The sequence below is a fragment of the Streptomyces sp. NPDC039462 genome (genome assembly GCF_055639375.1).
The window spans coordinates 60706-87658 of record NZ_JBVKAO010000001.1 but is presented as its reverse complement, the minus strand read 5'-3'; the positions used below and the strand labels follow the sequence as shown (position 1 = coordinate 87658).

20 protein-coding genes are annotated in these 26953 nt (G+C 69.3%); 6 read left to right on the top strand and 14 right to left on the bottom strand.

The genetic code is table 11. From position 1 onward, the window contains the following. Positions 1-76: 76 nt before the first annotated feature. Together ACZ7LU_RS00350 and ACZ7LU_RS00345 are read right to left on the bottom strand one after the other, a co-directional pair. On the bottom strand, positions 77-778 hold the full coding sequence (locus ACZ7LU_RS00350; protein ID WP_471915194.1) for a ribonuclease HII: 702 nt from the start codon (positions 776-778) through the stop codon (positions 77-79). 69 nt (positions 779-847) lie between these two features. Beyond that, positions 848-1462: a TetR/AcrR family transcriptional regulator gene (locus tag ACZ7LU_RS00345; RefSeq protein ID WP_398306016.1), complete on the bottom strand. Its 615-nt coding sequence runs from the start codon at positions 1460-1462 to the stop codon at positions 848-850. A 133-nt stretch (positions 1463-1595) separates the two neighbouring features. Between ACZ7LU_RS00345 and ACZ7LU_RS00340 the strand changes: the two genes are divergently transcribed. Then, positions 1596-3155, top strand: coding sequence for an MFS transporter (locus ACZ7LU_RS00340; RefSeq protein ID WP_398305065.1), 1560 nt, complete (start codon positions 1596-1598; stop codon positions 3153-3155). 371 nt (positions 3156-3526) lie between these two features. On the opposite strand, the gene ACZ7LU_RS00335 is transcribed toward ACZ7LU_RS00340, so the two are convergent. The 3 genes from ACZ7LU_RS00335 to ACZ7LU_RS00325 are packed head-to-tail and all read right to left on the bottom strand — an operon-like array spanning position 3527 to position 6753. Beyond that, the gene (locus ACZ7LU_RS00335; protein WP_468713508.1) at positions 3527-4435 is read right to left on the bottom strand and encodes an ADP-ribosylglycohydrolase family protein; all 909 of its coding nucleotides are present in this window, start codon (positions 4433-4435) and stop codon (positions 3527-3529) included. A gap of 13 nt (positions 4436-4448) precedes the next feature. Then, positions 4449-5108, bottom strand: a complete 660-nt coding sequence (locus ACZ7LU_RS00330) for a histidine phosphatase family protein (protein WP_468085084.1) — start codon at positions 5106-5108, stop codon at positions 4449-4451. Between the two features lie 34 nt (positions 5109-5142). Then, positions 5143-6753 (bottom strand): ABC-F family ATP-binding cassette domain-containing protein, encoded by a 1611-nt coding sequence (locus ACZ7LU_RS00325; RefSeq protein ID WP_471915193.1) that lies wholly within the window; start codon positions 6751-6753, stop codon positions 5143-5145. Between the two features lie 485 nt (positions 6754-7238). Here ACZ7LU_RS00325 and ACZ7LU_RS00320 point away from each other — a divergent pair, with 485 nt between their 5' ends. Continuing rightward, positions 7239-7772: a TetR/AcrR family transcriptional regulator gene (locus ACZ7LU_RS00320; RefSeq protein WP_471915192.1), complete on the top strand. Its 534-nt coding sequence runs from the start codon at positions 7239-7241 to the stop codon at positions 7770-7772. Between the two features lie 117 nt (positions 7773-7889). On the opposite strand, the gene ACZ7LU_RS00315 is transcribed toward ACZ7LU_RS00320, so the two are convergent. Together ACZ7LU_RS00315 and ACZ7LU_RS00310 are read right to left on the bottom strand one after the other, a co-directional pair. Then, positions 7890-8495 (bottom strand): YdbC family protein, encoded by a 606-nt coding sequence (locus ACZ7LU_RS00315; protein ID WP_468085081.1) that lies wholly within the window; start codon positions 8493-8495, stop codon positions 7890-7892. 33 nt (positions 8496-8528) lie between these two features. Continuing rightward, the gene (locus ACZ7LU_RS00310; RefSeq protein ID WP_471915191.1) at positions 8529-9389 is read right to left on the bottom strand and encodes an arylamine N-acetyltransferase family protein; all 861 of its coding nucleotides are present in this window, start codon (positions 9387-9389) and stop codon (positions 8529-8531) included. Positions 9390-9471: 82 nt separating this feature from the next. On the opposite strand from ACZ7LU_RS00310, the gene ACZ7LU_RS00305 reads away from it, so the two are divergent. After that, positions 9472-10047 carry a TerD family protein gene (locus ACZ7LU_RS00305; RefSeq protein WP_468085079.1) on the top strand — a complete coding sequence of 192 codons (576 nt, stop codon included), beginning with the start codon at positions 9472-9474 and terminating at the stop codon, positions 10045-10047. A 176-nt stretch (positions 10048-10223) separates the two neighbouring features. Here ACZ7LU_RS00305 and ACZ7LU_RS00300 read toward each other — a convergent pair whose 3' ends face one another. Beyond that, on the bottom strand, positions 10224-13118 hold the full coding sequence (locus tag ACZ7LU_RS00300) for a vitamin B12-dependent ribonucleotide reductase (RefSeq protein ID WP_398305042.1): 2895 nt from the start codon (positions 13116-13118) through the stop codon (positions 10224-10226). Positions 13119-13255: 137 nt separating this feature from the next. Then, positions 13256-13801, bottom strand: coding sequence for a transcriptional regulator NrdR (gene nrdR, locus ACZ7LU_RS00295; RefSeq protein WP_362992630.1), 546 nt, complete (start codon positions 13799-13801; stop codon positions 13256-13258). 496 nt (positions 13802-14297) lie between these two features. Between nrdR and lexA the strand changes: the two genes are divergently transcribed. Next, positions 14298-15083, top strand: coding sequence for a transcriptional repressor LexA (gene lexA / locus ACZ7LU_RS00290; protein WP_030778599.1), 786 nt, complete (start codon positions 14298-14300; stop codon positions 15081-15083). A 163-nt stretch (positions 15084-15246) separates the two neighbouring features. Here the strand turns inward: lexA and ACZ7LU_RS00285 are convergent, their stop codons facing one another. From ACZ7LU_RS00285 to ACZ7LU_RS00265, 5 genes are all read right to left on the bottom strand, one after another. Next, positions 15247-17217: an ATP-dependent DNA helicase gene (locus tag ACZ7LU_RS00285; protein WP_398305038.1), complete on the bottom strand. Its 1971-nt coding sequence runs from the start codon at positions 17215-17217 to the stop codon at positions 15247-15249. Positions 17218-17257: 40 nt separating this feature from the next. Beyond that, a complete protein-coding gene (locus ACZ7LU_RS00280) occupies positions 17258-19276 on the bottom strand; it encodes an IucA/IucC family protein (RefSeq protein WP_471915190.1) in 2019 nt (672 codons plus the stop codon). Between the two features lie 58 nt (positions 19277-19334). Then, positions 19335-20051, bottom strand: coding sequence for a GNAT family N-acetyltransferase (locus ACZ7LU_RS00275; protein WP_471915189.1), 717 nt, complete (start codon positions 20049-20051; stop codon positions 19335-19337). Between the two features lie 36 nt (positions 20052-20087). Beyond that, positions 20088-22076, bottom strand: a complete 1989-nt coding sequence (locus ACZ7LU_RS00270) for an IucA/IucC family protein (RefSeq protein WP_471915188.1) — start codon at positions 22074-22076, stop codon at positions 20088-20090. 99 nt (positions 22077-22175) lie between these two features. Next, positions 22176-23741: a diaminobutyrate--2-oxoglutarate transaminase family protein gene (locus ACZ7LU_RS00265; RefSeq protein WP_471915187.1), complete on the bottom strand. Its 1566-nt coding sequence runs from the start codon at positions 23739-23741 to the stop codon at positions 22176-22178. 458 nt (positions 23742-24199) lie between these two features. Here ACZ7LU_RS00265 and ACZ7LU_RS00260 point away from each other — a divergent pair, with 458 nt between their 5' ends. Next, on the top strand, positions 24200-25429 hold the full coding sequence (locus tag ACZ7LU_RS00260) for a trypsin-like serine peptidase (RefSeq protein ID WP_468305795.1): 1230 nt from the start codon (positions 24200-24202) through the stop codon (positions 25427-25429). A gap of 254 nt (positions 25430-25683) precedes the next feature. Further along, positions 25684-26919, top strand: a complete 1236-nt coding sequence (locus tag ACZ7LU_RS00255) for a trypsin-like serine peptidase (protein WP_471915186.1) — start codon at positions 25684-25686, stop codon at positions 26917-26919. Positions 26920-26953: the final 34 nt, after the last annotated feature.

Sequence of the window (26953 nt, the reverse complement as noted above, 5' to 3'; positions counted from 1 at the left end):
GTGTTGTCTATCAAACGCCGACACGACTCGCGTCGGCGGGTGGCACATGAGTGCGATCGGAAGCGCCGGAAAAGCGTCAGAACTCAAAGCCGAGCTGACCCTCGATTTCCGGAACTTTTCCGTCCGCCCAGCTGCGGGCCTTCTTGAGATGTCGCCACTGGGGCAACGAATCAAGATACGCCCACGAAAGCCGGTGGTACGGGGTGGGCCCCCGCTCCGCCAGCGCGGCCTTGTGCACCGGCGACGGATAGCCGGCGTTGGCCGCAAAACCGAAGTCTGCATGTTCGATGCCCAGTTCGGCCATCATTTTGTCGCGCTGCACCTTGGCGATCACCGAAGCCGCGGCGACAGCCACACAGGACTGGTCACCCTTGATCACCGTACGAACCTGCCAGGGAGTCCCGAGGTAGTCGTGCTTCCCGTCGAGGATGACCGCGTCCGGGCGGACCGGCAGTCCCTCCAGAGCGCGCACCGCGGCGAGCCGCAGGGCGGCCGTCATCCCCAGTTCGTCGATCTCCTCGTGCGAGGCATGACCGAGGGCGTGCGCCGTGACCCAGCTCTCCAGCTCCGCGGCGAGCGCGGTGCGCCGCTTGGGAGTGATCAGCTTGGAGTCGGTGAGCCCTTCGGGCGGCCGGCGCAGTCCCGTGACCGCCGCACAGACGGTGACCGGTCCCGCCCACGCGCCGCGCCCGACCTCGTCGACACCGGCGACGATCTTCGCTCCGGTGGTGGCGCGCATGGAGCGCTCGACGGTGTGGGTGGGTGCTTCGTACGGCATGGCGCCAATAGCCTACGCCGCCGGGAACCGCCCGCGACACCCAGGCTTGCCCAAAAGCTCCGGACCCGGTCAGGGGCGCAGCAGCGGGACCATCACGCGGTCGATCAAGGCCTCGAACTCATCGTCCCGCCATTCACTTCCGCACACCTTCGAGCGGTACATGAACATGGCCGGAATGACGTCACAGACGTACGCGTCGAGCCCCCCGGAACGCACCTCTCCGCGCTCGATTCCGCGCCGGATGACCTCCTTGATCAACTGCACGCTCGGCTCGACGACGCCTTCGAAGATCACGTCATGGAAGCGCTCGGCCGTTGCCGTGTCGCACTCGTGAAGCACGGCGCGCAGGGCGTGCCCGGGGCGCGAGAACATCGTCACCCGCACCCGCTTGCACAGCTCCAGCAGATCCTCCCGGACGCTTCCGAGGTCCGGGACGCTGTCGAGCCGCGGCAGCCCGGCCCGCAGCGCGTGGACGACCAGATCCTCCTTGGAAGGCCAGCGGCGGTAGACGGCGGCCTTGCCGGTCTGGGCGCCCGCCGCCACCCCTTCCATAGTCAGCCCGCTCCAGCCGACGGTGCCGAGCTGCTCGAGGGCGGCATCGAGGATCGCCTGCTCCAGGACAGCACCCCGGCGACGCGGGGAGACCGTTCGAGCGGGCACGGCCGCCCAGCGGGAAGTAGCCATCATTCTCTCTCCATGAGCACGCAAGGGTGAGTACACGGGAAGGGTGAGTGAACGCTTGCGTTCACTCAAGGGGAGTCACTACCGTCATAAGAACAGTGAACGGGGCCGTTCACTAAGGAACTTGTGGGGGATCATGACGACCACCTCTCAGCTGACGAAGAATCAAAATCCGGGGGCCGCCCGCCGAGAGGGACACCCCGGCCTGGCTCTCACCGTCATCGCGGCCTGCCAACTCATGGTGGTCCTCGACGCGACGATTGTGAACATCGCGCTTCCGCATATCCAGGGAGCTCTCAACTTCTCGACGACCGACCTCACTTGGGTCGTCAGTGCGTACACCCTCACCTTCGGCGGACTGCTGCTGCTCGGCGGCCGCGCCGGTGACATTCTGGGACGCCGCCGCGTCTTCATGGCCGGCATCATCCTCTTCACGGCCGCCTCGCTCCTCGGTGGATTCGCCCAGGAGCCCTGGCAGTTGCTGGCCGCGCGCGCCCTGCAGGGCGTCGGCGGCGCCATCGCGTCGCCCACCTCGCTGGCACTCATCACGACGACTTTCCCCGAAGGCCCCGAGCGGAACCGCGCTTTCGGCGTCTTCGCCGCCGTCTCCGCAGGTGGTGGCGCCATCGGCCTGCTGGCGGGCGGCATGCTCACCGAGTGGCTCGACTGGCGCTGGGTGCTGTTCGTGAACGTGCCCATCGGCGTCCTCATAGCCATCCTCACCCCGCTCTACATCAACGAGTCCGAGCGTCACCCCGGCCGCTTCGACATCCTGGGCGCGACGACGTCGACACTCGGCATGGCCTCCTTGGTCTACGGATTCATCCGCGCCTCCGAGGAGGGCTGGCGCGACAGCCTCACCTTGGGCTCGTTCGCCGCAGCGGTGGTCCTTCTTCTGGCCTTCGTGTTCATCGAGAAGCGCGCGAAGGAGCCGATCACGCCCCTCCGGATGTTCGCCGACCGCAACCGCTCCGGCACGTACGTGATCATGCTCAGCCTGGCCGCCGCGATGTTCGGCATGTTCTTCTTCATCGTCCTCTTCGTGCAGAACATCCTGAACTACACGCCGATCGAGGCAGGCCTGGCCTTCCTGCCGGTCACCGTCGTCATCGCCATCGGGGCGGCTCTGTCGCAGAAGTTCCTCCCGGTGCTCGGCCCCAAGCCGTTCATGGTGACGGGTTCGGTCATCGTCGCGCTGGGGCTCGGCTGGCAGACACTGATCGGCCCGGACAGTTCGTACGTCGGCGGAGTGCTCGGCCCGATGCTGCTGTTCGGCTTCGGCATGGGGTTGAACTTCGTCACGCTGACACTGACCGCCGTCTCCGGAGTGGCCCTCCATGAAGCGGGCGCGGCATCCGGCCTGCTCAACGCCACCCAGCAGGTGGGCGGCTCCCTCGGCCTCTCCATCCTCACCACGGTCTTCGGCACGGCCAGCCGCGACGAGGCCAAGGAACAGATGGCGGACTTCATGGCCCACGCGACACCGGAACAGAAGGCCGAGTTCGCCAAGACTCATGAGCTCCCCGCACCCTGGGGCCACGAGGTGCTGTCCGAGGGCATCTCCACCGCCTTCATACCGGCCGCCGCCATGGCCGTGCTCGCCCTGATCACCGCCGCACTGGTGATCCGCGTACGCAAGAGCGACCTCGACGCCCTCGCCGGCACAGCGAGCGCCGCGGGTCCCGCAGGCGGCTGACGGGCCCGGGCCACGAACGGCTGACGCAGCGGGGCCGCGGGCAGCCGACACGACGGGCCGCGGGCGCCGGCGCACGGAGGACGTGCCGCCGACGCCCGCGCCCTGCGGCGTGACGCCAGCGCCCTGTCGCATGTATCGGACACGGGATCCCTTCCGGCCGGTGCACGCACGCAGGCAGCAGCACGCGACACACGCCAATGGCCAGAGAGCTGCCGACACCGGCACCTCGTTCAACGCACGCAAGTCAAGATCAACTACAACTAGCAGCCCGCCTCAGTCCGGCTCTGCCTGCCCGGATGGGCCCAGCCCCAGCCCAGCCCTTGAGCCCCGCCTTCGGGGCGTATTCGGCGCCGGGCGCGGCCGCCTGGAGGTCAGACCGCGTCGCCGGTGACCCAGCCGGGCAGCGCCTCGGTGCGCGCCAGCCACTCCGCGGGCGGCGCTCCACCGTCACCGCACGCGACCACGCCACCCACGATGGCGCAGGTCGTGTCCATGTCGCCGCCCACCTGCGCCGTGTCCCATATGGCCCGCTCGTACGCCCCGAGCCCACGAGCCGCCGACCACAACGCGAACGGCACCGTGTCATGCGCCGTCGTACGCCGACCGCAACCCAGCACCGCCGCGACCGTCCCGGCATCGCCGTAGTCGAGCATGTCCCGCGCCCGGCGCAGCCCCGCTCCCACAGCGCTGCGGGGCACCAGCTCGATGACCCCGTCGAGGAGCTCCTTCGGCGTCGGCGGCCCAGCGGGGTCGGCCGTCAGCGCCGCGGCGGCAGCCACCGCCATCGACCCGACGACCGCCTCGCGGTGCTGATGTGTGGGGTACGCCGAGATCTCCGCCTGGTGCGTCGCCTGCTCGGGGTCGTCGGCGTACCAGGCGCCGAGCGGCGCGATCCGCATCGCCGCGCCGTTCCCCCAGGATCCCTGCCCCTTGAAGAGCGCGGAGGCCAGCTCCCGCCAGTCCCCGCCCTCCCGCACCTGCCCGAGCAGCCGGTTCACGGCAGGGCCGTATCCGCGGTCGACGTCATGGTGCTCGGCGAAGGACTGCGCGAGTGCGTCCTGGTCGATCCGACGGTGCTTCCTGAGGACGGCCAGCACGGAGCAGGCCATCTCGGTGTCGTCGGTCCATTGCCAAGGGGCGTCGGGCAGCTCTCGGCGCTTCAGCAGCGGGTAGTGCGCGGGCACGAAGAACTGTGAGCCCAGCGCGTCCCCCACCGCCAGTCCGCGCAGGCTGGCCATGGCGCGCTCAAGGCGCCGGTCGGGAGAGGAGTCAGCGGTCATCGCCCTGCCCACTCTATCCGGTGACCCCGTACGGCTCCGGCTCGCGCCAGCGCTCGAACGGTCGGTCCAGCGTGTATTTGCCGTCGTCACCGAGCACCAACATCCTCATCTCACCGTTGCCCGGGTTGGACAGCGACTCGAACTCCGCCACCGTCCAGTGGAACCAGCGCATGCAGAACAGTCGCATGGTCAATCCGTGCGTGACCAGCAGGACGTTGGGCGGGTGGTCAGGGGCCTCGAAGCTCCGGTAGAGGCTTTCCAGGAAAGCTCCCACCCTGTCGTAGACATCGGCCCCCGACTCTCCCTGCGCGAAGCGGTAGAAGAAGTGCCCGTACGCGTCGCGGTACGCCTTCTGCAGCCTTACGTCGTCCCGGTCCTGCCAGTTGCCCCAGTCCTGTTCCCGCAGCCTCGGCTCCTCCCGCACGCGCACCAGCTCGGGGTCGAGCCGGAACGCCTGGAAGGTCTCGTGCGTGCGGCGGTACGGCGAGACGTACACACTGACCCGCTCACGACCTAGCAGTTCCCGCAGGTGTTTCCCCGTGTCAGCCGCTTGGGACCACCCCGACTCGGTGAGCGCGAGCGCGTGATCGGGCTCGCGCTCGTACACGGTGTCGTCGGCGTTTCCCGCCGACTCGCCGTGCCGGACCAGGATGATGCGCCGCGGGCGTGCCATAGGGAAACCCTAGATCGGGTCCCTGGTGGGCTGCTCAGTCGGGTAGCCGTCCGGCCTCCATCCGGCGTATTCGGCCCCTGAAGCGTCGGCGGAGGAGCCGGTCGTGCGAGACGACGACCAGCGCTCCCGTCCACTGGTCGAGTGCCGCCTCCAGCTCCTCGACCAGGCCGAGTGCCAGGTGGTTGGCGGGCTCGTCGAGCAGCAGCAGGTCGGCGGGTCTGGCGAGCAGCCGCGCCAGGGCCAGCCTCCGGCGCTGCCCTGCGGACAGGGAACCCACCGGTACGTGCAGGTCGCGGGGTCGGAACAGACCGTACGAGAGGATCAGCGCCCGCTGCTCCTCCTCGGTCAGCCCCAGACCCTTGCCGAACACTTCGAGGACGGGCTCGGCGGGACGTCGTACCGGTATCTCCTGGGCGAGATAGCCGATCCGGCCTCTGCGGACGACGGAGCCTTCGTCGGGTTCGAGCACGCCGGCCATGGTGCGCAGCAGAGTGGACTTCCCCGCGCCGTTGCCTCCGTGGATCAGCAGTCGGTCGCCGGCCGAGACAGTGAGCGACTCCACGGCCAGCCGCTCCCCCACCCGCACGTCCCGCAGGGTCACCAGGGCCCCTTCGGTCGCACCTGTCACGGGGCGTGCCGTGAAGCGCAGAGGTTCCGGAGGCCTCGGCACCGGGTTCTCCCGCAGTCTGCGGAGCCGCTCTTGCGCGTTCCGCACGCGTCCGGAGACCGAGGCCTGGACTCGGCCCCCGGCGCGGTCGTACGCCATTTTGTTGTTGTCCTTCATACCCCGGCCGCCGGCTACCGCGTGGGCTGTGGTCGCCATGAACTCCTGAAGGCTGCGTGTCTCCTCGCACCACTGCGCGTACTGCTGCTCCCAGCGCAGTCGGGCGGCTGCCCGTTCCACCACGAGGCCCTGATAGCCGCCGCCGTGTCGCACCACCGTCCGGCGGTCGGCGTCCACTTCGAGGATCGCGGTGGCCACGCGCTCCAAGAAGGTGCGGTCGTGGGAGACCGCGACCACGGTTCCGCGATGCGCGGACAGGGCGCCCTCCAGCCAGTCCAGGGCGCTCTCGTCCAGATGATTGGTCGGCTCGTCCAGGAGCATGACTTCGGGGGCTGCCGCGAGGAGGCAGGCGAGGCCCAGCCGAGCCTGCTCACCGCCGGACAGACTGCCCAGAACCCTGTCCCGCCCGATGTGGCCGAGCCCCAGTCCGTGCATCGCCTTGTCCACACGGGCGTCCGCCTCATAGCCGCCGCGCAGCTCGAAGGCCGTGAGCAGGTCACCGTACTCCGTCAGCTCCTTCTCCGTCGCGGAACCGAGGTCCGCTTCCATGCCGCGCAACCGGCGCTCCATTGCCCGCAGTTCGACCAACGCCGCGTCGATCGCGTCGCCGACACAACGGTCGGCCGGGAGCCGGGGAGTCTGATCGAGAAGCCCGGCCCCGCGCTCGGCGACGGTCACGACCTCGCCGTCGTCGGGCCGTTCGTCCCCGGACATCAGGTGCAGAAGGGTGGACTTCCCCGCGCCGTTCTCCCCCACGACGCCTATGCGCTCGCCCGGCCGGACCGCGAGGGAGACCCCGTCGAGCAGCAGCCGATCTCCACGAGTCTTGGTCACGCCATGCAGAGAGATCTGAGTAGGCAAGAGCACCCCCGATTTCGCGTCCACCTCGGACAAACGCAACGCCTGTCGCATTACGATGAGTGTGACACACTGACCGACCTAACGCAACGCAAGTTGTGATTACTTTTCGGGTGGGACGACGGAGAAGGGCCGAATCCATGGCGGACAAGCCTGTCGCAGCTGGTCAGGGCGGTGACGCAGCCAGCGCCGAGCATCGCGGGCTCAGTGGAACAGCGGGGCGGAGCGGGGCCGGAAGGGACGGATCCCGCCGCGGCGAGGCCCAGCAGCGCAGCTCGGCACGGACGGCGAAAGCAGAAGCCACCCGACCTGCCGGATCAGCGGCGACTGCGAAAGCACAAGCAACCCGACCGGCCAGAGCAGAAGCGACCGCGAAAGCAGCAGCGCCGGCGCCCAAGGAGGCGGAAGCAGCTCCTCCGTCACCCGCTCCCGGCACCCGCCGCCCCGGTGGCCGCACGGCCCGCACCCGCGCCGCCGTCCGGGACGCCGTGCTGAGCGGCCTGGCCGACCACGGCTATCCCGGGCTCACCATCGAATACATCGCCGATCACTCGGGCGTCCACAAGACCACGCTGTACCGGCGTTGGGGCGGCCTCGAAGGCATGGTGGCCGACGCCCTGGACATGGCGGGAGAGGACACCTGGACCCCGCCGGACACCGGAAGCCTCGAGGGCGACCTGCGTGAGCTCGCCCGCGAAGTGGTCGACTCCTTCTCCGACGACGCGGCTGCCGCGGCCCCCACCGCCTTCGTCGCGGCCTCCTTCCAGTCGGCACGGGCCGCCGAGGCCCTGCACGCTTTCTACGCCGACCGGTTCGGCCGCTGCGAGGCGGTCGTCGCCCGCGCCGTCGCACGCGGCGACGCGCCGCCGGACACCGACGCGGCGGCACTGGTCCGCGCCGTCTCGGCCCCGCTGCTGCTCCGCGTGTTCATCACCCGCGAGCCGATCGACACGGCGCTGGCGGACCAAGCCGCGGCGGCAGCCGTCGCCGCCACCCGTGAGGGCGCGTTCGCCCGGCGATGACCCGAGCAGTAGGGGAGCCACCCGGAAAGCGACACGGAAGTCAGGGGAGCTTCAGTAGAGACGGGGAAAGAGTCGGGCAGGAGTCAGGAAAGGGGCAGGTCAGAGGCCGGTAAGGAGTCAGACCGTCCACGACGGCTCCAAGTGCACGATGTCGCCCGCAAGCGCGGAGACATCGGCGTCCGTCTGCGCCCGCAGCGAGAGACGCTCCACCCGCTCGGCGCGGTATTTGCCGTGCTCAGCCGCCGACTGCCACATGGAAAGCACCAGGAATTCGTGCCCCGGCGCCTCGCCGAAAAGCCCGCGCACCATTCCCGGGGAGCCGGCCATCGCGGGGTTCCACACCTTCTCCTGCATCAGTGCGAAGTGCTCCACCCGCGCCTCCCGGACCCGGCAGTGCGCCACTCGCACCACATCCACGTCCGTGAAGCGCGGTTCGAACCCGGTCTTCACGTCGAAGCGGTAGTCGAAGAGCTTGGCCTGGAGGTTCTTGTAGGTGCCCGACTGCGCGGCCGCCAGGCGGTCGTGCGAGCGGGCCATGAAGGAGTCGTAGAAGGCCCGGCTCTCCCAGAAGGCGAAGACGTGAGCGACACCCGGACGGCCCCGGCTCCACCCCCCGCCCTGCCCCCGGAACCCCGGCTCGCCCAAAAGCCCCGCCCACTTTCGCTGCCCTCGTTCGAACCCCCGACGGTCCACCACGGTGCAGCGAATCCACTTGACCAGCACCGCGCCATCGTACGGCGCGGAGCGCAGCCCGGGTCACGCTCCGGCGTAGTGCACCCGGATCAGCTCGGCTGAGTCATCAGCGTCCAGCTCAATACCGAACTCCCGGTCGAGAACATCCGTCAATTCGCCCACAGGAACGCTTCGTTCGTCCACAGAACCGTCCGGGTGCACCACCGTCAGCTGATCGCCCACCAGCTTGCGGCGCACCTCTGGAGCCGCCTTCTGCACCACCGGGCGCCTGATGAACGACGACCTGGGGTGCGTCGACGTGTAGTGGTTCATCACTACGTAGTCGACGGGAAGGCGCCGCTCCTGGGTGTAGGCGTAGAGGTCGAGCCAGCCGTCGGAGTGCCATGTCCGCAGCGCCAGGACGCCCTCGGCCTCCTGCTGGAGCCCGAAACGCCACTCTCCTTGTTGCATTTCCACGCCGCCGCGCAGCGGGATCGGTTCGAGCAGCCCGTCGGCGCCGAATCCGACATCGCAGTGCCACGCTTCGCCGTCCACCTCGACCTTGAGGACCATGTGGGTCACCGCGCGCGTGGAGGATGCCCCGGCCCTGACCCGAGCCGCGAGCCCGGTGACATCGAAGCCGATGCGTTCCAGAGCGGCCGCGAAGAGCAGGTTGTGCTCGTAGCAGTAGCCGCCCCGCCGACTGTGCAGCAGCTTGTTCTGCAGTGCCGACAGGTCCAGCTGCACCGGACGGCCGAGCATGATCTCGAGGTTCTCGAAGGGAATCGCCGCCACGTGCTCTCTGTGGAGCACGCGCAAAGTGTCGAGATCCGGCTTGGCCCCGCCCGTGTGCCCGAGTCTCGCCAAGTAGGCCTCGATGTCGAGTTCTTCCCCGTTGAATGTCATGGGTTCATGATCTCCTTCGCCGGACAGCACACCAACCACGTTCCGCTCCGGCCCTGTTGTCCGCCTCTGACCAGCGACGCTACGTCGTTGTCAGTCATACGCCGTAGCGTGTGTGTCGGACATGCCTGGTGAATCCGTAGCGGCCAGGTCACGAGGAGGGGGAAGTCCAGTGAGCAGTGTCAGCAAGGGAATCAAGAAGGTCGAAGTCGGGCTCAAGTGGGATCCGAGCCCGGCGGGGACCCCGTCCAACGACCTCGACATCATCGCCGCGACGTACGCCGCGGACGCTCCGTACGGCAACCCCGTCTACCTCGTGCACTTCGACAGCCGCTCCCCTGACGGCACCATCACCTTGAACCGGGACAGCAGGACGGGTCAGGGCTTCGGTTTCGACGAGGTCATGACCCTGGAGCTGGACCGTCTCGCCTCCACGTTCGCCCGGGTCGTCGTAGGGGTGGCCATACAGCAGAAGGCGGAGCAAAAGGTGTTCGGCGACATCGGGAACACCGCGGTCAGGATCCGCGAGGGCTACACGGACCTGGCGCAGAGCGACCTCTCCAGTGTCGCCGGCTGCACGGCCGCGACCCTCGCCGAGTTCACCCGGGACGAGTCCGGGACGTGGTCGTTCCGCGAGGTCATCCGAGGCTTCGATGCCGATCCGACGACGTTCGCCTCGCTCATGGGCGGCGAGCGCTGACCCGTCGGCGGGCAAGCCCTGCCCGGTCGGCGAGCGCCTGCCGGGTGCGTGGCCACAGGGACCACGCCAAAGGGCGGTGGCGCCGAGAGAAATCGGCTCCACCGCCCTTGGCGGTCAGGTCACTCCCGGAACTGGCCCGGCATCACGGCCCGGCCCGGAAGCACGACCCACTGGTCTCAGCTGCAGCCGCTGGTCGAGCCGCAGCCTTCGCAGATGTAGCAGGAACCGGCGCGCTGCATCTTCGTACCGCAGGAGAAGCACAGCGGCGCGTCGGCCTGGATGCCCAGCTGCATCTCGACGAGTTCCGCGCTGGTGTGCGCCTGCTGCGGCGCGGCCTTGACACCCTCGGTCTCCGCCTTCGGCGTGGCGACGGCCTTCAGGGTCTCGGTCTGCAGCGGGGCGGACTGAGCCAGACCCTCGACGTCGACCTCGTCCTCGGTCGGCTCGTACGACCCGGTCTCCAGGTGCCGCTGACGCTCCTCGGCGGAGTGGATGCCGAGCGCGGAACGCGTCTCGAAGGGCAGGAAGTCCAGCGCCAGGCGGCGGAAGATGTAGTCGACGATCGACTGCGCCATTCGCACGTCCGGGTCGTCCGTCATACCGGCCGGCTCGAAGCGCATGTTCGTGAACTTGGAAACGTACGTCTCCAGGGGCACGCCGTACTGCAGACCGACCGAGACGGCGATGGAGAAGGCGTCCATCATGCCCGCGAGGGTCGAGCCCTGCTTGGACATCTTCAGGAAGACCTCGCCGAGACCGTCGTCCGGGTAGGAGTTGGCGGTCATGTAGCCCTCGGCGCCACCCACGGTGAAGGAGGTGGTGATGCCGGGACGGCCCTTCGGAAGACGCTTGCGGACCGGGCGGTACTCGACCACCTTCTCGACCGCGGCACGGATCGTGTCCTCGGCCTTCTCGGTGATCTCGGCCTTCTCCTCCTCCTTCTTCTTGGCGGAGAGCGGCTGACCGACCTTGCAGTTGTCGCGGTAGATGGCGAGCGCCTTGACGCCCATCTTCCACGCCTCGAAGTAGACCTCTTCGACGTCCTCGACGGTGGCCGTCTCCGGAAGGTTGACCGTCTTGGAGAGGGCACCCGAGATCCACGGCTGGATCGCGGCCATCATGCGGACGTGGCCCATCGCGGAGATGGAGCGCTCACCCATGGCGCAGTCGAAGACCTCGTAGTGCTCGGTCTTCAGACCCGGGGCGTCGATCACATTGCCGTTCTCGGCGATGTGGGCGACGATCGCCTCGATCTGCTCCTCCTGGTAGCCCAGGCGACGCAGGGCCTGCGGCACGGTGCCGTTGACGATCTGCATCGAGCCGCCGCCGACGAGCTTCTTGAACTTCACCAGGGCGAGGTCGGGCTCCAGGCCCGTGGTGTCGCAGGACATCGCGAGACCGATGGTGCCGGTCGGGGCGATGACGGACGCCTGGGAGTTACGGAAACCGTTCTTCTCACCGAGGCGGATCACGTCCTGCCAGGCCTCCGTGGCGGCGGCCCAGATCGGCGAGTCCAGGTCGTCCATGCGGACGGCCGCGCCGTTGGCGTCGGCGTGCTGCTTCATGACGCGCTTGTGCGGCGTCGCGTTGCGGGCGTAGCCGTCGTAGGGACCGACGACCGCGGCGAGCTCGGCGGAGCGCTTGTACGAGGTGCCCGTCATCAGCGACGTGATGGCGCCGGCGAGGGCACGGCCGCCGTCGGAGTCGTACGCGTGACCGGTGGCCATCAGGAGGGCGCCGAGGTTGGCGTAGCCGATGCCCAGCTGACGGTAGGCGCGGGTGTTCTCGCCGATCTTCTGGGTCGGGAAGTCCGCGAAGCAGATGGAGATGTCCATCGCGGTGATGACCAGCTCGACGACCTTCGAGAAGCGCTCGACGTCGAAGGACTGGTTGCCCTTGCCGTCGTCCTTCAGGAACTTCATGAGGTTCAGCGAGGCGAGGTTGCAGGACGTGTTGTCCAGGTGCATGTACTCGCTGCACGGGTTCGAGCCGTTGATCCGGCCGGACTCCGGGCAGGTGTGCCAGGCGTTGATCGTGTCGTCGTACTGGATGCCGGGGTCGGCACACGCCCAGGCGGCCTCGGCCATCTTGCGGAAGAGCGACTTGGCGTCGACCTCCTCGATGACGTCACCGGTCATCCGGGCCCGCAGACCGAACTTGGAGCCGGACTCCACGGCCTTCATGAACTCGTCGTTCACGCGGACCGAGTTGTTGGCGTTCTGGTACTGGACGGACGTGATGTCGTCGCCGCCCAGGTCCATGTCGAAGCCCGCGTCGCGCAGGGCGCGGATCTTCTCCTCTTCCTTCACCTTGGTCTCGATGAAGCCCTCGATGTCGGGGTGGTCGACATCGAGGATGACCATCTTGGCCGCGCGGCGCGTGGCGCCACCGGACTTGATGGTTCCGGCGGAGGCGTCGGCACCGCGCATGAAGGAGACGGGACCCGAGGCGTTGCCTCCGGAGGACAGCAGTTCCTTGGAGGAACGGATGCGGGACAGGTTCAGGCCGGCGCCGGAGCCGCCCTTGAAGATCATGCCCTCTTCCTTGTACCAGTCGAGGATCGACTCCATGGAGTCGTCGACGGCCAGGATGAAGCAGGCGGACACCTGCTGCGGCTGGGGCGTGCCGACGTTGAACCAGACCGGCGAGTTGAAGCTGAAGATCTGGTGCAGGAGGGCGTAGGCCAGCTCGTGCTCGAAGATCTCGGCGTCGGCGGGCGAGGCGAAGTAGTTGTAGTCCTCACCGGCCTTGCGGTAGGTCTTCACGATGCGGTCGATCAGCTGCTTGAGGCCGGTCTCACGCTGCGGGGTACCGACGGCCCCGCGGAAGTACTTGCTGGTGACGATGTTGACCGCGTTCACCGACCAGAAGTCGGGGAACTCGACGCCACGCTGCTCGAAGTTGATCGAGCCGTCGCGCCAATTGGTCATGACGACGTCACGGCGCTCCCAGGCCACCTCGTCGTACGGATGCACGCCGGGCGTCGTGTGGATGCGCTCGATACGCAGACCCTTGGCCTTGGAACCCTTCGCGCGGGAACCTCGTGCCGGGCCGCTCGTCGTCTCGGTCATGCCGCCTCCCTGTATCAGGCTAAAACGCCCTGAAGTGCCACGTTCTTCCCGTGGCACGGATGTGTGTCTGATGTTGCGGACATCGCAGAGGACGCCCTCAACAGGTCTGGTTCGCCGCCGGCCGGTCGGTCAGCCGGTCAGTCGGCGGCAGTGGCGGGCACCGGGACTTCGACAGTCCCTCCGGGCCCGCAGTCGTTCACGACGCGCTCTCCGCCCGCGTCGCACGGCTCCGCTTGGAGCCGCTGTTCCCTCAGCTCCCCGATGGCAGCCTCGAAGTCCTCGAGCGAGTCGAAGGCCCGGTACACGGACGCGAAGCGCAGGTAGGCGACGAGGTCGAGCTCCTGCAACGGGCCGAGTATGGCGAGACCCACGTCGTGAGTGGTCAGCTCGGCGCTTCCGGTGGCCCGCACCGCCTCTTCGACCCGCTGGCCGAGCAGGGCGAGGGCGTCCTCGGTCACCGGCCGTCCCTGGCACGCCTTGCGGACGCCGTTGATGACCTTGGTGCGACTGAAGGGCTCCGTCACGCCGCTGCGCTTGACCACCATCAGTGAGCACGTCTCCACGGTCGTGAAACGACGGGAGCAGTCGGGGCACTGACGGCGCCTGCGGATCGACGTGCCGTCGTCGGTGGTGCGGCTGTCGACCACGCGGCTGTCGGGGTGCCTGCAGAAGGGGCAGTGCATGGAACTTCCAACCCTCCTTCACGGCACGACTCATAAGCCTCAACGGGCCCTCGGGGCCCTCGAAGCAGCCCCAAGCATAGGCGATCCCGGAGCCCCTGAAAGACCAGGGACCACAACTTCTGGGCTGCTGCGGCAATCCAACCACTAGATCTGGGGTTTGGCTGCTTTTTCAGCACCGCGCGTGTCGTACCGCCTCGAAAGACATCAACCGCACAGGGCCGTCACTCACGCCGCTCGCGGCGGGGGGCCGGTGCCGGGTTGACGGGGTGCCGAGTGGCAGTATGGGAGCCCCGTCGAGGGGCTCACGGTCCCGGCGGTGAAGCGTACCGTAATGAACCGAAATGCCGTTCGGCCCGAGCGCCAGCCATACACCCAAACACATGATCACGGCGGGTAATCTGCGTTTTTTCACTCGAACGTGTGTTTGGCGCAACCTTTCGAAAGCAACTACCGTTGGCTAGCTAGGGAGAGAACATCTCGAGAGGGGCCGACCGACGTGACCACCACCGCAGACAGCGCCACCATCACTGCCCAGGACCGCTCCCAGAGCCGACTCGAGCCGGTGCATGCCATGAATGACGCAGCCACGAACCAGGAGGGGCCCAAGCCCACTCGCTCCCTGCCGGGCCGACCTCCAGGCATCCGAGCCGACAGCTCGGGGCTCACCGACAGGCAACGCCGCGTGATCGAGGTCATCAGGGACTCCGTGCAGCGGCGCGGGTACCCGCCGTCGATGCGGGAGATCGGGCAGGCCGTCGGCCTCTCCAGCACCTCCTCCGTCGCCCATCAGCTGATGGCCCTGGAGCGCAAGGGCTTCCTGCGCCGCGATCCACACCGCCCTCGCGCGTACGAGGTGCGGGGCTCGGACCAGCCCAGCAGCCAGCCGACCGACACCACCGGCAAGCCCGCCGCGTCGTACGTCCCGCTCGTCGGCCGTATCGCGGCCGGTGGGCCCATCCTCGCCGAGGAGTCGGTGGAGGACGTCTTCCCCCTCCCCCGCCAGCTCGTGGGGGACGGCGAGCTCTTCGTATTGAAGGTCGTCGGTGACTCGATGATCGAAGCCGCGATCTGTGACGGCGACTGGGTCACGGTGCGCCGCCAGCCCGTCGCGGAGAACGGCGACATCGTGGCCGCCATGCTCGACGGCGAAGCGACGGTCAAGCGATTCAAGCGCGAGGACGGCCACGTCTGGCTGCTCCCGCACAACTCCGCGTACCAGCCGATCCCCGGCGACGAGGCGACGATCCTCGGCAAGGTCGTGGCGGTGCTGCGGCGGGTGTGAGGCCCCGCCCCTGACCGGGCCCCGGAACCAACTGCGCCGGTTCCGGGGCCCTGCTGCGTCTGGAGCCGGACGCCCACAGAGCGGGCGAACCTCGGCGGGCGCAGCCGCCTGAGTGGCCGCAGCCCGGCGGCCACAGCGCCCCCGTCGCCACAGCCCTGCCCCGCTACGCCCCGTCCGCCTTCGCCGCAGCGTCGATCGCGGCCAGAGAGCGACGTACCTGGTTACGGTCCGTCGTGTACCAGAAGTCGGGCAGCGAAGCCCGCAGGTAGCTGCCGTAGCGCGCGGTGGCCAGCCGGGGGTCCAGGACAGCGACCACCCCGCGGTCGCCGGACGCCCGTACGAGACGTCCCGCACCCTGCGCCATCAGTAGTGCCGCATGGGTGGCCGCGACCGCCATGAAGCCATTGCCGCCGGCCTCGTCGACCGCCTTCTGGCGGGCGCTCATCAGCGGATCGTCGGGGCGCGGGAACGGAATCTTGTCCATGATCACCAGCTGGCAGCTGGGACCGGGCACGTCGACGCCCTGCCAGAGCGAGAGGGTCCCGAAGAGGCACGTCTTCGCGTCCGCCGCGAAGCCCTTGATCAGCTCACCCAGGGTCTCCTCACCTTGGAGGAGGATCGGCATGTCCAGTCGCTCCCGCAGTTCCTCCGCCGCGCCCTGAGCGGCCCGCATGGAGGAGAACAGGCCGAGCGTGCGGCCACCGGCCGCCTCGATCAGTTCGGCCAGCTCATCGAGCATGTCGCTCCGGGTGCCTTCACGCCCGGGCCGGGCCAGGTGCTTGGCGACGTACAGGATGCCCTGCTTGCCGTAGTCGAAGGGGGAGCCGACGTCGAGGCCCTTCCAGACCGGGGCGTCCTCGGATTCGGTGCCCTCGGGTGCCAGGCCGAGCGAGGCCCCCACGCCGTTGAAATCGCCGCCCAGCTTGAGCGTGGCGGAGGTGAGGACCACCGAGCGGTCGGCGAAGAGCTTCTCCCGCAGGAGGCCCGACACGGACATGGGGGCCACACGCAGTGAGGCGCCGAAGCGTTCGTGGCGCTCGTACCAGACGACGTCGTACTCGGAGCCGTTCGTAATGCGCTCCGCCACGTCGTGGATCGACTCCACGGAGGCGAGCGCCTGCTTGCGGACCGCGTCCTCGTCCTGGACCGACTTGTCGCGGGTCGAACCGAGCGCCGTGATGACCCCCCGGGCGGCGTCCCGCAGGGCCATCAGCGCATATCCGAGGTCCTCGGGAATCTCTTCCAGGCGACCCGGCAGAGCCAGCTCCATCAGGCGCTCGAAACCTTCCGACGCCGTCTGGAGCTGGTCCGCCACCTTTTCGTTGACGAGCTTCGCCGCACGCCGCACGGCGCGGTTGACCTGCCCCGGGGTGAGCTCGCCCGTGGCCACGCCGGTGACGCGGGAGACCAGCTCATGGGCCTCGTCCACGATCAGCACCTCGTGCTGGGGCAGCACGGGTGCGCCTTCGATGGCATCGATGGCGAGCAGCGCGTGGTTCGTGACGACGACGTCGGAGAGCTTGGCGCGCTCGCGGGCCGCCTCGGCGAAGCACTCCGCCCCATAGGCGCACTTCGAAGCGCCCAGGCACTCCCGGGAGGAGACGGAGACCTGGGACCAGGCACGGTCGGACACCCCAGGGGTCAGATCGTCGCGGTCGCCGGTCTCGGTCTCGTCCGCCCAGTCCCGCATGCGCAGCAGGTCCTGGCCCAGCTTGCTGGTGGGAGCGGCCGCCTCGAACTGATCGAAAAGCCCCTCCTCCTCGTCCTGTGGCATGCCCTCATGGAGACGGTGCAGGCACAGGTAGTTGGAGCGGCCCTTGAGCATCGCGAACTGAGGGCGGCGGCGGAGCAGCGGATGCAGCGCGTCCACCGTGCGCGGCAGGTCTCGCTCCACGAGCTGGCGCTGCAGGGCGAGGGTGGCCGTCGCGATCACCACGCGCTCACCGTGGGCCAGGGCCGGCACCAGATAGCCGAGGGATTTACCCGTGCCGGTGCCGGCCTGGACCAGCAGGTGTGAGCCGTCGTCGATCGCCTCGGCGACGGTCTCGGCCATGGACACCTGGCCAGGGCGTTCCGTGCCGCCGACAGCGGTGACGGCGGCGTGCAGGAGCTCGGGGAGGGAGGGCTTCGTCATAGCGCGACCACCCTACGGTGCCCCACTGACAATCCGGCGATCAAGGCTGGTGGAGAGGGTTGGGCACGGTTCCGTGCACGGCGGCGTGCGGGCGCTGGGGCCGGTCGCGGTACCCGTCGAGGTGGAGCCGGTTCCGGTTCAGGCAGAGCCGCTCGATACGGGGTGTGAGCAGGTCGAACATCTCGTACCGCTCCTTCAGCTCCGGGGCGCGGGCCTGATGCCGGAGGATCTCCGCACGCACACAGGACCAGAAGTCGTGCTCCGGAACGCCGAGTTGCTCCTCGCAGAGGGGCGCGAGATACCGGAAGACGCCTACGAAGAGACCCGAGTGGATGAACTGGGTGAGGAAGCCGGGGGGCTCGGTGAGGAGCACGTCGCGGACGTCGTCCGGCATCGAGTCCTGTTCGGGAAGCGGCACGGCACTCACATTGACGTCGTCCACGAAGTCCTTCACCGCCAGCCGGACGGGGACGTCTTTGTCGTCGAAGACGACGATGGTGTTCTCCCCGTGAGGGGAGAACACTGTGCCGTAGCGATACAGGAAGTGCAGCAGCGGAGGCAGCAGAGCGGCGAAGAGCCGCTTCAGCCATACCCTGGGAGTCAGCCCTGAGCGCTCCACGAGCTCCGCGACGAACGCACGGCCGTCGGGGTCGGTGTGCGTGAGCGAGGCGAGCGTACGGGCGCGTTCACCCGGTGCGAGGTACCGGCTGACCGGCTCACGCCAGATGGCGCCCAGCAATTCCCTGTACTGGTAGGGCACTTCCGCCAATTCGTCGTACAGAGGGTGCTCGACGGCCACCGACGCGACTTCACCCAGAAGGATCACTCCGCATTCGTCGCGCAGAAAGGGGTCCGCGTCACGCAGCGCGTGCATCCAGGCCGTGACGGCGGGCGCGGCGACCGTGCGGCCTGTGGGGAGACCTCGCCACACGAGCGTGTTGAGGACCGACAGCGGAAGCTTCACGGTGTGCCGGTCGGGGCGGGAAGCGTTGAGGAACGTACGGATGGACTGCTGAGGCAGGCGTAGGTCACCGTCACTGCAGAGCGGGACGATGGCATCCGCGGCGATGGACGGAGCGAAGAGCGGCAGCACGATCTCGTCCCACTGCCAGGGGTGCACGGGGAGGTAGAGGTACTCCTGCGGATTGAGTCCGCGTGCGCGGAGTAAGTCCGCGAAGGACGTGCGGGTGGCGGCGGAGAGCTCGCGGGCATAGAGGCTTTGCGCGGTCTCCAGTCCCGTGACCCCGTTGTACACGGCGAGACTGGTGTGGACGGCGATCCATGGGAGAGTCGTGGAGCGGCGGGCCTCGGGCGCCCATCGATCGGTGTCGCAGGCGGAGAACCCGATGCGTCCCTTGTTGAGGACGAGCCAGGGATGGCCGGTCTGGTGCCCCTCGAGTTCCGCGTAGCCGAGGTCGGCCAGTCGGGCGGCGCTGAGCGCCGTGTGATCTATGCGGGTGTCGGCGCTCAGCGTGACGGTGAGCTCGCGGATCAGGTGTCCGAGTGTGGCACCGTCCAGGCCCAGGGTCCTGCGGGCCATGACCAGGAACCGCAGGGGGTCGCTGAAGGAGACGGCCGGCCCGTCGCCCTCGGTGAGGGTCAGGCTGACCGGGTCCACATGCCAACTGCCGTACGAGCCGCGGCGCGCGCGGAAAGTGAGGCAGGCGCCCTGCCGCCGGGCCGCCCTGGCCGTCCCGTTCGGCTCACCTGTGGACGTGGCTGCCCCGTCCTGCTCCCCCGTCGGCATGGCTGCCCCGTCCTGCTCCCCCACCGACGCGGCGGGCTCCTCCGGCTCGGCCGGTTCGAGGTGGAGCCGGTAGGTGCCCACCTTCCCGTCCGCTGCGGATGCGGGTTCGGGTGCGGATACGGGCATGGGCGCGTGTACGGGAATGGCTGTATGTACGGGTACGGGCCGGATGATCTCCTCGTACGCGAATTCTCCGATCATCTTGGCCAGCAAGCGGCGCCCGGCCTCGCGCCATCTGTCCTGGGTCAGCTCGGGTGGGTCGTACAGCTCTGCGGAGGGGCTGGGAATCGGGCTGGGGGACGGATTCGGCACGGGGACTCCTCGGGGAGGGAACCGGATCGGGGCGAGCGGTGTACTAAGAGTGATCGGGTCAGAGCACGGCGCGCAGGGCCCGATCACGGACCACGAGGGCCGCGCGTTTGTCGGGCAGTTCCACTTCGGCGAAGTAGCGGAAGCCGGCGCTCAGGAATGCGGAGACGGAGGGGGTGTTGCGCAGGTCGGGTTCAGCTACGACGCGTGCGCATGCGGGGCGACGGTCGAGCACCAGGTCAGCGACGGCTCTGAGCAGCGAGGTGCCGAGGCCTCGGCCGCGGTTGGCGACTCTGCCGATGAGGAGGTGGATTCCTGTGTCATGCGGACGCGAGGGGTAGTGACGGGCCAGGGGGTCGAGGTCTGCCCGGTAGATCTCCCAGTAGCTCATCGGCATGCCCTCGAGCACGCCGAGGCAGGGGACGCTGCGCCCGTCCCCGTCGAGCTGTCGGCGCAGGTGGGCCTCGGTGACGGCTTCGGGCCCCGCCAGTTCCCAGAAGGCCGCCACGGCGGGGTCGTTCATCCATCGGCTGATCAGCGGGAGGTCGCGTTCGAGACGTACAGGTACGAGTTGGAAGACACCGGCGGCAGTGGTGACAGGGCCCCAGCCTCCGACGCCGTCCAGGAGATCGTCCTCCACCGCGGCCCCATGCCCGTCGCCCTCGGCCAGCAGGGCGACGAGCTCCTCGGGCAGGCGCAGGTCGAGGGTGTCCGTGCAGTCGGCGCCGGCAGCGGCGGATTCGGTCCCGGCATCGGTGCTCGCATCGGTGGGAGGCACGTCGTCGCTCCTGTCAGCAGAGGTGGGGCATGTTCCTCAGGAATGAAGGGGGTTGGGAATGGTGACGTAGACGGATTGGGTGTCGACGGGGCCGACGAGCTCGTCGAGGCCGTGCAACCGGGTCAGCAGGTTGGCCTTGCACCGCAGCGCGGGTGAGTCGAGCAGGGTCGTGGGCAGAGAGCTGCGCAGCCTGTCGGGCCCTGTCGCGACATCGCCGAGGAAGCGGCGGAAGGCGGCGAGCAGGAGCCGTTCGTCCGCGAGCCGTTCGGCGCCGAGGGCTCCGATGAGGCCGAACACGTTGTTGATGCCGAGGTAGTAGGCGAACCGCTCGTCCGTCACCTCGTCGGAGACGAAGGTGTCGCTGTCCTGGCCGATGCCGGGAAGGCGTCGTTCGAGTTCGGCGCGGCGGGACTCGCGGAAGTAGTAGCCCTGGTTGTCCCGATAGCGGCCGCCCACGGGCCACCCGTCGGGGTCGAGCAGGAGGAGGGTGTTCTGCTGGTGCGCCTCCAGGGCGACGCCCGCTTCACTGTCGAGCCACAGCACAGGGCGCACAACGGCTTCGAGGTAGCGCAGGAACCACTCGGTGGCAACGGCCCCCCGGGACCGGCCCGTTCGTCCGGCGAGCCGGGTGACGGTCTCGGCGAGCCGGGAGCGCATCGCACGAGGTTCCTGGCAGGCGGGCAGCGGTGTGGGCCTCGGCGAGACCAGGCCGGCGATGCAGGTGGCGTCGTCACCGGGACGGAAGGGGTTGTGTCGGATCATGACGTCGAGCCCGAGGACCGGCGTGCCGTCGGGACCGGTGACGGCGAGCCATGCCGGGTCGCGCACCACGTCGAAGCAGGGGTGGACCGATTGCCATTCTTCGCCGAGGCCGCTGCGCAGCAGCCGGTGGACCTCGACGCCGCGGTGCAGTTCCTTGCGGAGGTTCTCCCGGCGGGAGTTGGTGATGCGCAGGCCGAGCGAGAGCTTCAGCATGGCGGCCGCGCCGGAGCGGTACAGGGTGCGGACGGAGGAGGTGGGGTGCCACGGGGCGCCATGAGGGCCGAGGTCCTGGAGCAGTCCGGCGTCGAGGAGCGCGGCGGTCGCGGAGCGGTGCCGGAGCTCGCGGATCTGCCAGGGATGCACGGGCAGGGCGACGCGATCGTCGCGGAGCGGCAGGTCCGGACCTGCGAGGCGGGCGGTGAGCTGGTCGGCGGGGACGGCGCGGCCGCGTTCGGTCCAGGCCGAGTCGGAAGCGAGTACGGAGCGGTCGACGGCCAGCCAGTGCAGCGCGAAGGCGCCGCGCAACTCCGGGGAGTACAGGCGGGATTCGGTGTCGGACAGGCCCTCGCGGCTCTTGGGGGTCGGATGCAGGGGGTGGCCGAGGAGCAGGGACTGTTCGGCGGCGAGGAAGAGGTCGGGCTCGTCGTCGGGCCTGTTGCGGCGGTAGGCGATGAACGCGGTTGTGCGCCGGACCGAGTCGGCGACCCGGCCGACCAGGTCGGCACCGTCGCCCGGGTCAGTCGGCTCGCCCGGCTCGGCCGCTTCAGTCAAGGCTGATTCGGTCGGTGCAGTCGTTTCGGTCGCACCGTCCGGTGGCGGATCCGTGGCGCGGCGGGCCGTCTCGCGGCCGAGGAGGGCGGCGACGGTGACGGCGTCCACGGGTGGGGCGCTCGCAGGGCCGTCCTCGAGATAGGGGAGGCTGAAGCGGTGCCAGCCGGTGGCCGACCAGTAGTGCACGGGGACGAGCAGGGCCGTTCCGCTGGCCTGGAGAGGGATGCGCAGGACGCCGCGGTCCGGAGCGGGGATGTTGTTCTCCCTGACCCAGCAGCGCAGGAGGTTCTCGACGGCCGCGGTCTGTGCGGCGACGTGCGGGTCGGGGTGCTCCAACAGGTCGGTGGACGTGCCGCGCAGGCGTTCGGCGTCCTGGCCGCCACCCTTCTGCCGGGGGACCGTGTTGGACTCCGCCACCAGTGAGGTGTGTGCGCCGCACGCACCCGGGGCGTGGGGTTGGGGGCGGCCTTCGGATGCGGGGGTGGCGTTCAAGAGGGCTTCCTTGTGAGGTTGTTCGGGGCTCCGTGTGGCAACGGGACGGGTACGCGCTCGGCGACTCGTGTCAGCCGGAGCGGCCCGGGTCCGTCTTGGCTATGCGTGGTGGGCACGCGCCGCGGTGGCCAGCGCGTCGGCGAGGCGGTCGAGGACCGCGGTCGCCTGTTCGTCGGTGAGGGTGAGGGGAGGCAGGAGTCGTACGACGCTGGAGTGGCGGCCGCCGATTTCGACGATGAGGCCACGTCGCAGGCACTCGCGCTGCACGGCCGCGGCCAGATCGGGGGCCGGTGGGCGGGGCTGTGAGGCGGCGAAGGGGTCGTCCGGGGGTGGGCTGAGCCGGGTGGCGGCTGCCTGGGGTGGGCTGAGCCGGGTGGCGCCTGGCGGGGTGGGCGCGGCTCCGGCCCGGGTGACCGCTGACGGAGTCTCTGGGCGCCCTTGCGGGGCGGGCGCGGTGGGCGTGGTAGGCGTGGTGGGTGACGGGATCATTCCCGGCTCCGGCCTCACCTTCGGTCCGGCCATCGAATCCGGCCCCCCTGGCTCCGCAGCCGGGTCCACCAGTTCCACGCCGATCATCAGCCCCCGGCCGCGGACCTCGCCGATGCAGGGGTGCTGGGCGGCCAGGGAGCGTAGTTGGGCGAGCATGCGGGCGCCGAGGGTGGCGGCGCGTTCGGCGAGGCCGTTCTCGCGGACGTAGGCGAGGGTCGCCGCGCCCGCTGCCATGGCGAGCTGGTTGCCGCGGAAGGTGCCGGCGTGCGCGCCGGGCGGCCAGACGTCGAGGTCGTCCCGGTAGACCACGACGGCAAGGGGAAGGCTGCCGCCGATCGCCTTGGAGAGAACCATCACGTCCGGGACGACGCCGCTGTGCTCGACGGCCCAGAAGGCTCCGGTGCGGCCGACGCCCGTCTGTACCTCGTCCGCGATGAGGGGGATGTCACGCGCGGCGGTGATCTCGCGCATCCGGCGGAGCCAGGCGTCGGGAGCGGGGAGGACTCCGCCCTCGCCCTGGACCGGTTCGAGGATCATGCCGGCGGGTGTCGTCACGCCTGATTTGGGGTCGTCCAGGAGGTTCTCGGTCCACCGGGCGGAGAGCTCGGCGCCGCGCGCGCCGCCCAGGCCGAACGGGCAGCGGTACTCCTGCGGATAGGGCAGGCGCGCGACCCGTACATCGGATGCGCCGCCGGATGCTTCGAGCGCCCCGGCCGTCATCCCGTGGTAGGCGCCGGTGAACGCGAGCAGGTGGCTGCGGCCGGTGGCGGCACGGACGAGTTTCAGCGCCGCCTCCACCGCGTCCGTCCCCGCGGGGCCGCAGAACTGGATGCGCGCACGCTCGGCGAGGCCCCGCGGCAGCGTGTGGAACAGCTCGGTGGTGAAGGCGTCCTTGACCGGTGTGGCCAGGTCGAGGACGTGCAGCGGCGCCCCGGAGTCGAGGACCTTCCGGATCGCCTCAAGCACCACGGGGTGGTTGTGGCCGAGGGCCAGCGTCCCGGCGCCCGAGAGACAGTCGAGGTAGCGTCGCCCGTCCGCGCCCTCGATCGTCAGGCCGCGGGCCCGCACCGGCACGATCGGCAGGGCGCGCGCGTAGGTACGCGCCGCGGACTCGCGCGCCGACTGGCGGCGCAGGATCCCCTCGTGGGCTGCGGATTGCGCGGTGGATTGCCCCATGGACTGCGCCACGGACTGCGTTGCGGAGTTCCCTGCGGACACTGCCGCGGGCGCAGGCTCGGTCACGGCCACGACTGTTGGTCCTCCCGCTGCGGACGAGCGCGTCCGTCCGATGCGGCTCGGGGAGCTCATGTGGGCGGCTGCGCGGGCGAGTTGGCAGGGGGATGAACGCAGGCCGCGACTCCCCCGTACGTACCAACGACGAAAACGCCGGGGGATCACGGGCAACCCGAAGATCCTTGCCGTGACGGAACCGTTGCCCTTCCGTCGGCCGTCCCCAACGGCACCGGCATAGTGTGGGGGCCGTTCATCAGCGACAGGTGCACCGCTCCCCCGAGCAAATCAGAGCAAACCCAACGCAAGCATGGCCAAGGGGTGCCGCACCGGTGGCGACGGGTGTTCCACACCCGGATGTCCAGCACTTTGAAACAATTTCGAGGCCCAGGGGGATTCTCACGATGCGACCCATACGTCCGCTCTTCACCGTTCGCAATAGGAGGAGCGCGCGCACCAGGACCGCCCCCGTGGCGGCTGTGGCGCTCGGCGCGGCGCTCGTTCTGACCGCCACGGCCTGCGGTCCCACCGAGGACAACGCCGGCGGCGACTCGTCCTCGGCACAGCCCGGCGACAGCAACGGTGACGACAAGATCCAGATCCCGGACGCCTGGAAGGACAAGCTCAAGGACAACGGGATCGATCTGGACGAGTGGAAGAACGGCGCCTGGAAGAACTGGAACAAGGACGACTGGCTGCGCGAGGCCGGCGACTTCGTCAACCCGATCATCGAGGACCTCTGGGACCCGGACCGGATGCGGGACGCTGACAAGAACCCCGACCGGAGCGTCGACGACAGCGACATCTCCGGTGACCAGGGCGTCACCGACCCGACGCCCAAGCCCGTGCGGGCGGCCGCCGTGAGCGCGCCGTACCACGACCGGGCAGCCGAGTCCGGCAAGCTCTTCTTCGACGGCCCCAAGGGTTCGATGGTCTGCTCCGCGACCGTCGTGAAGGACCCGGCCCACCCGGGCAAGTCCAACATGGTGTGGACCGCGGGTCACTGCGTGCACGCGGGCGCCGAGGGCGGCTGGTACCGCAACATGATCTTCGTCCCCTCGTACAACAACAGCGGCAAGTCGGCCGAGGAGCTGCAGAACGCTCCGAAGGAAGAGGTCGCTCCGTACGGCGTGTGGTGGGGCGACTGGGCGCAGACTTCCGACCAGTGGATCGAGCAGGGCGGTCCGACGGGCGGCAAGGGTGCGCCGTACGACTTCGCGGTCATTCACGTGAAGCCGGAGAAGGGCAGCGAGGGCAAGTCGCTCGAGGAGACGGTCGGTTCGGCGCTCCCGGTGGACTTCGACGCCCCGGCGGTGCCCCAGATCGACACCATGACGGCGACCGGCTACCCGGCGGCGCCGCCGTACGACGGCCAGAAGCTGTTCCAGTGCGCGGACAAGCCGGGCCGGCTCTCGCTGAGCAAGCCCGACCCGACGATGTACCGCGTCGGCTGCACCATGACGGGCGGTTCGTCCGGTGGTGGCTGGGTCGCCGAGGGCCAGGACGGCAAGCCCGCTCTGGTGTCGAACACCTCCATCGGTCCGGTGACGGCGGGCTGGCTGGCCGGTCCGCGCCTCGGCAAGGAGGCCAAGGGCATCTACAGCGCGGTCAGCAAGAAGTTCGCCGACCAGTAGACACCCCTCTGGGGCAGGCCCGGGAGACAAGCCCGCGGCGGCCCCGGGAGACAAAGCCGGAAGACAAGCCCAGCGGAGAAGTCCGCTGGAGAAGCACGGCGGCGGGGCGCCGAAAACCTTCACGACCCCGCCGCCGTTCGTCCCCAACCTCACAGGCATAGTGAGGTGTCGCGTCACAGCGGGTGCCACGGAGCCCTGCGCCGATGCATGACACGTACATGGCAATCACACGTTTCAACGGGGGTACCAGCACCATGCGTTCCACTCGTGCGCCGTTGGCGCGCAGCCGTGGACGGCGGGTCGCGCTCGCCGCCACCGGGCTCGCGGCGACCTTGGCGCTCACCGCCACGGCCTGTGGCCCGAGCGACGACAAGGCGAGCGACAAGCCGGACACCACCACGTCCCAGGGAGCCGACGGCTCCGAGTCCCAGGGAGCCGACGGCTCCGATTCCGGTTCCGACACCAAGCTTCCCGACGGCCTCGCCGACAAGCTGAAGGACAACGGGATCAACCTGGACGACTGGAAGAACGGCGCCTGGAAGAACTGGGACAAGGACGACTGGGTGCGCGAGGCCAAGGACTTCGCCAACCCGGTCATCGAAGGGCTCTGGAAGCCCGAGCGGATGCGGAAGGCCAAGGACCCGAACAAGACGATCGCCGCGAAGGACGCGTCCGCCGGCCAAGGCGCGACCGATCCGGAGCCGACTCCGGTCCAGGCCAAGCCCGAGAAGACGCCGTACCACAAGCACGCCGCCCCGGTCGGCAAGATCTTCTTCGACTCCCCCGAGGGGTCGATGGTCTGCTCCGGCACGGTCGTGAAGGACCCGCGCAACCCCGGTAAGTCCAACCTCGTGTGGACCGCGGGCCACTGCGTGCACGCCGGCCAGAACGGCGGCTGGTACCGCAACATCGCCTTCGTGCCGTCCTACAACGACTTGGGCAAGTCCGAGGCCCAGCTGCGCAACGCGGCCCCGCAGGAAATCGCCCCCTACGGCCAGTACTGGGCGGACTGGGTCTCGACCTCGAGCGAGTGGATGAACGACGGCGGTCCGACGGGTGGCGCGGGTGCGACGTACGACTACGCCGTCATGCACGTGAAGCCGGAGCAGGGCGGCAAGTCCCTGGAGGAGACGGTCGGCAACGCGCTCGACGTCGACTTCTCGACCCCGGCCGCGCAGAGCGTGAGCTCGATGGGCGCCTGGGGCTACCCGGCCGCCCCGCCGTACAACGGCCTGAACATGCACAAGTGCGTGGACAAGCCGGGTCGGCTCTCGCTGTCGCCGTCCCTGCCGACGATGTACCGCATCGGCTGCACCATGACCGGCGGTTCGTCCGGGGGCGGCTGGTTCCGGATGGTGGGCGGCAAGACGAAGCTCGTGTCGAACACCTCGATCGGCCCGGCCGAGAACACCTGGCTGGCCGGCCCCCAGCTCGGCAGGGGCGCCGAGCAGGTCTACGACATGATGAGCAAGAAGTACGGCGCTCAGTAGCCGCACGGCACACCTGACACGGCGAAGGCCCGCC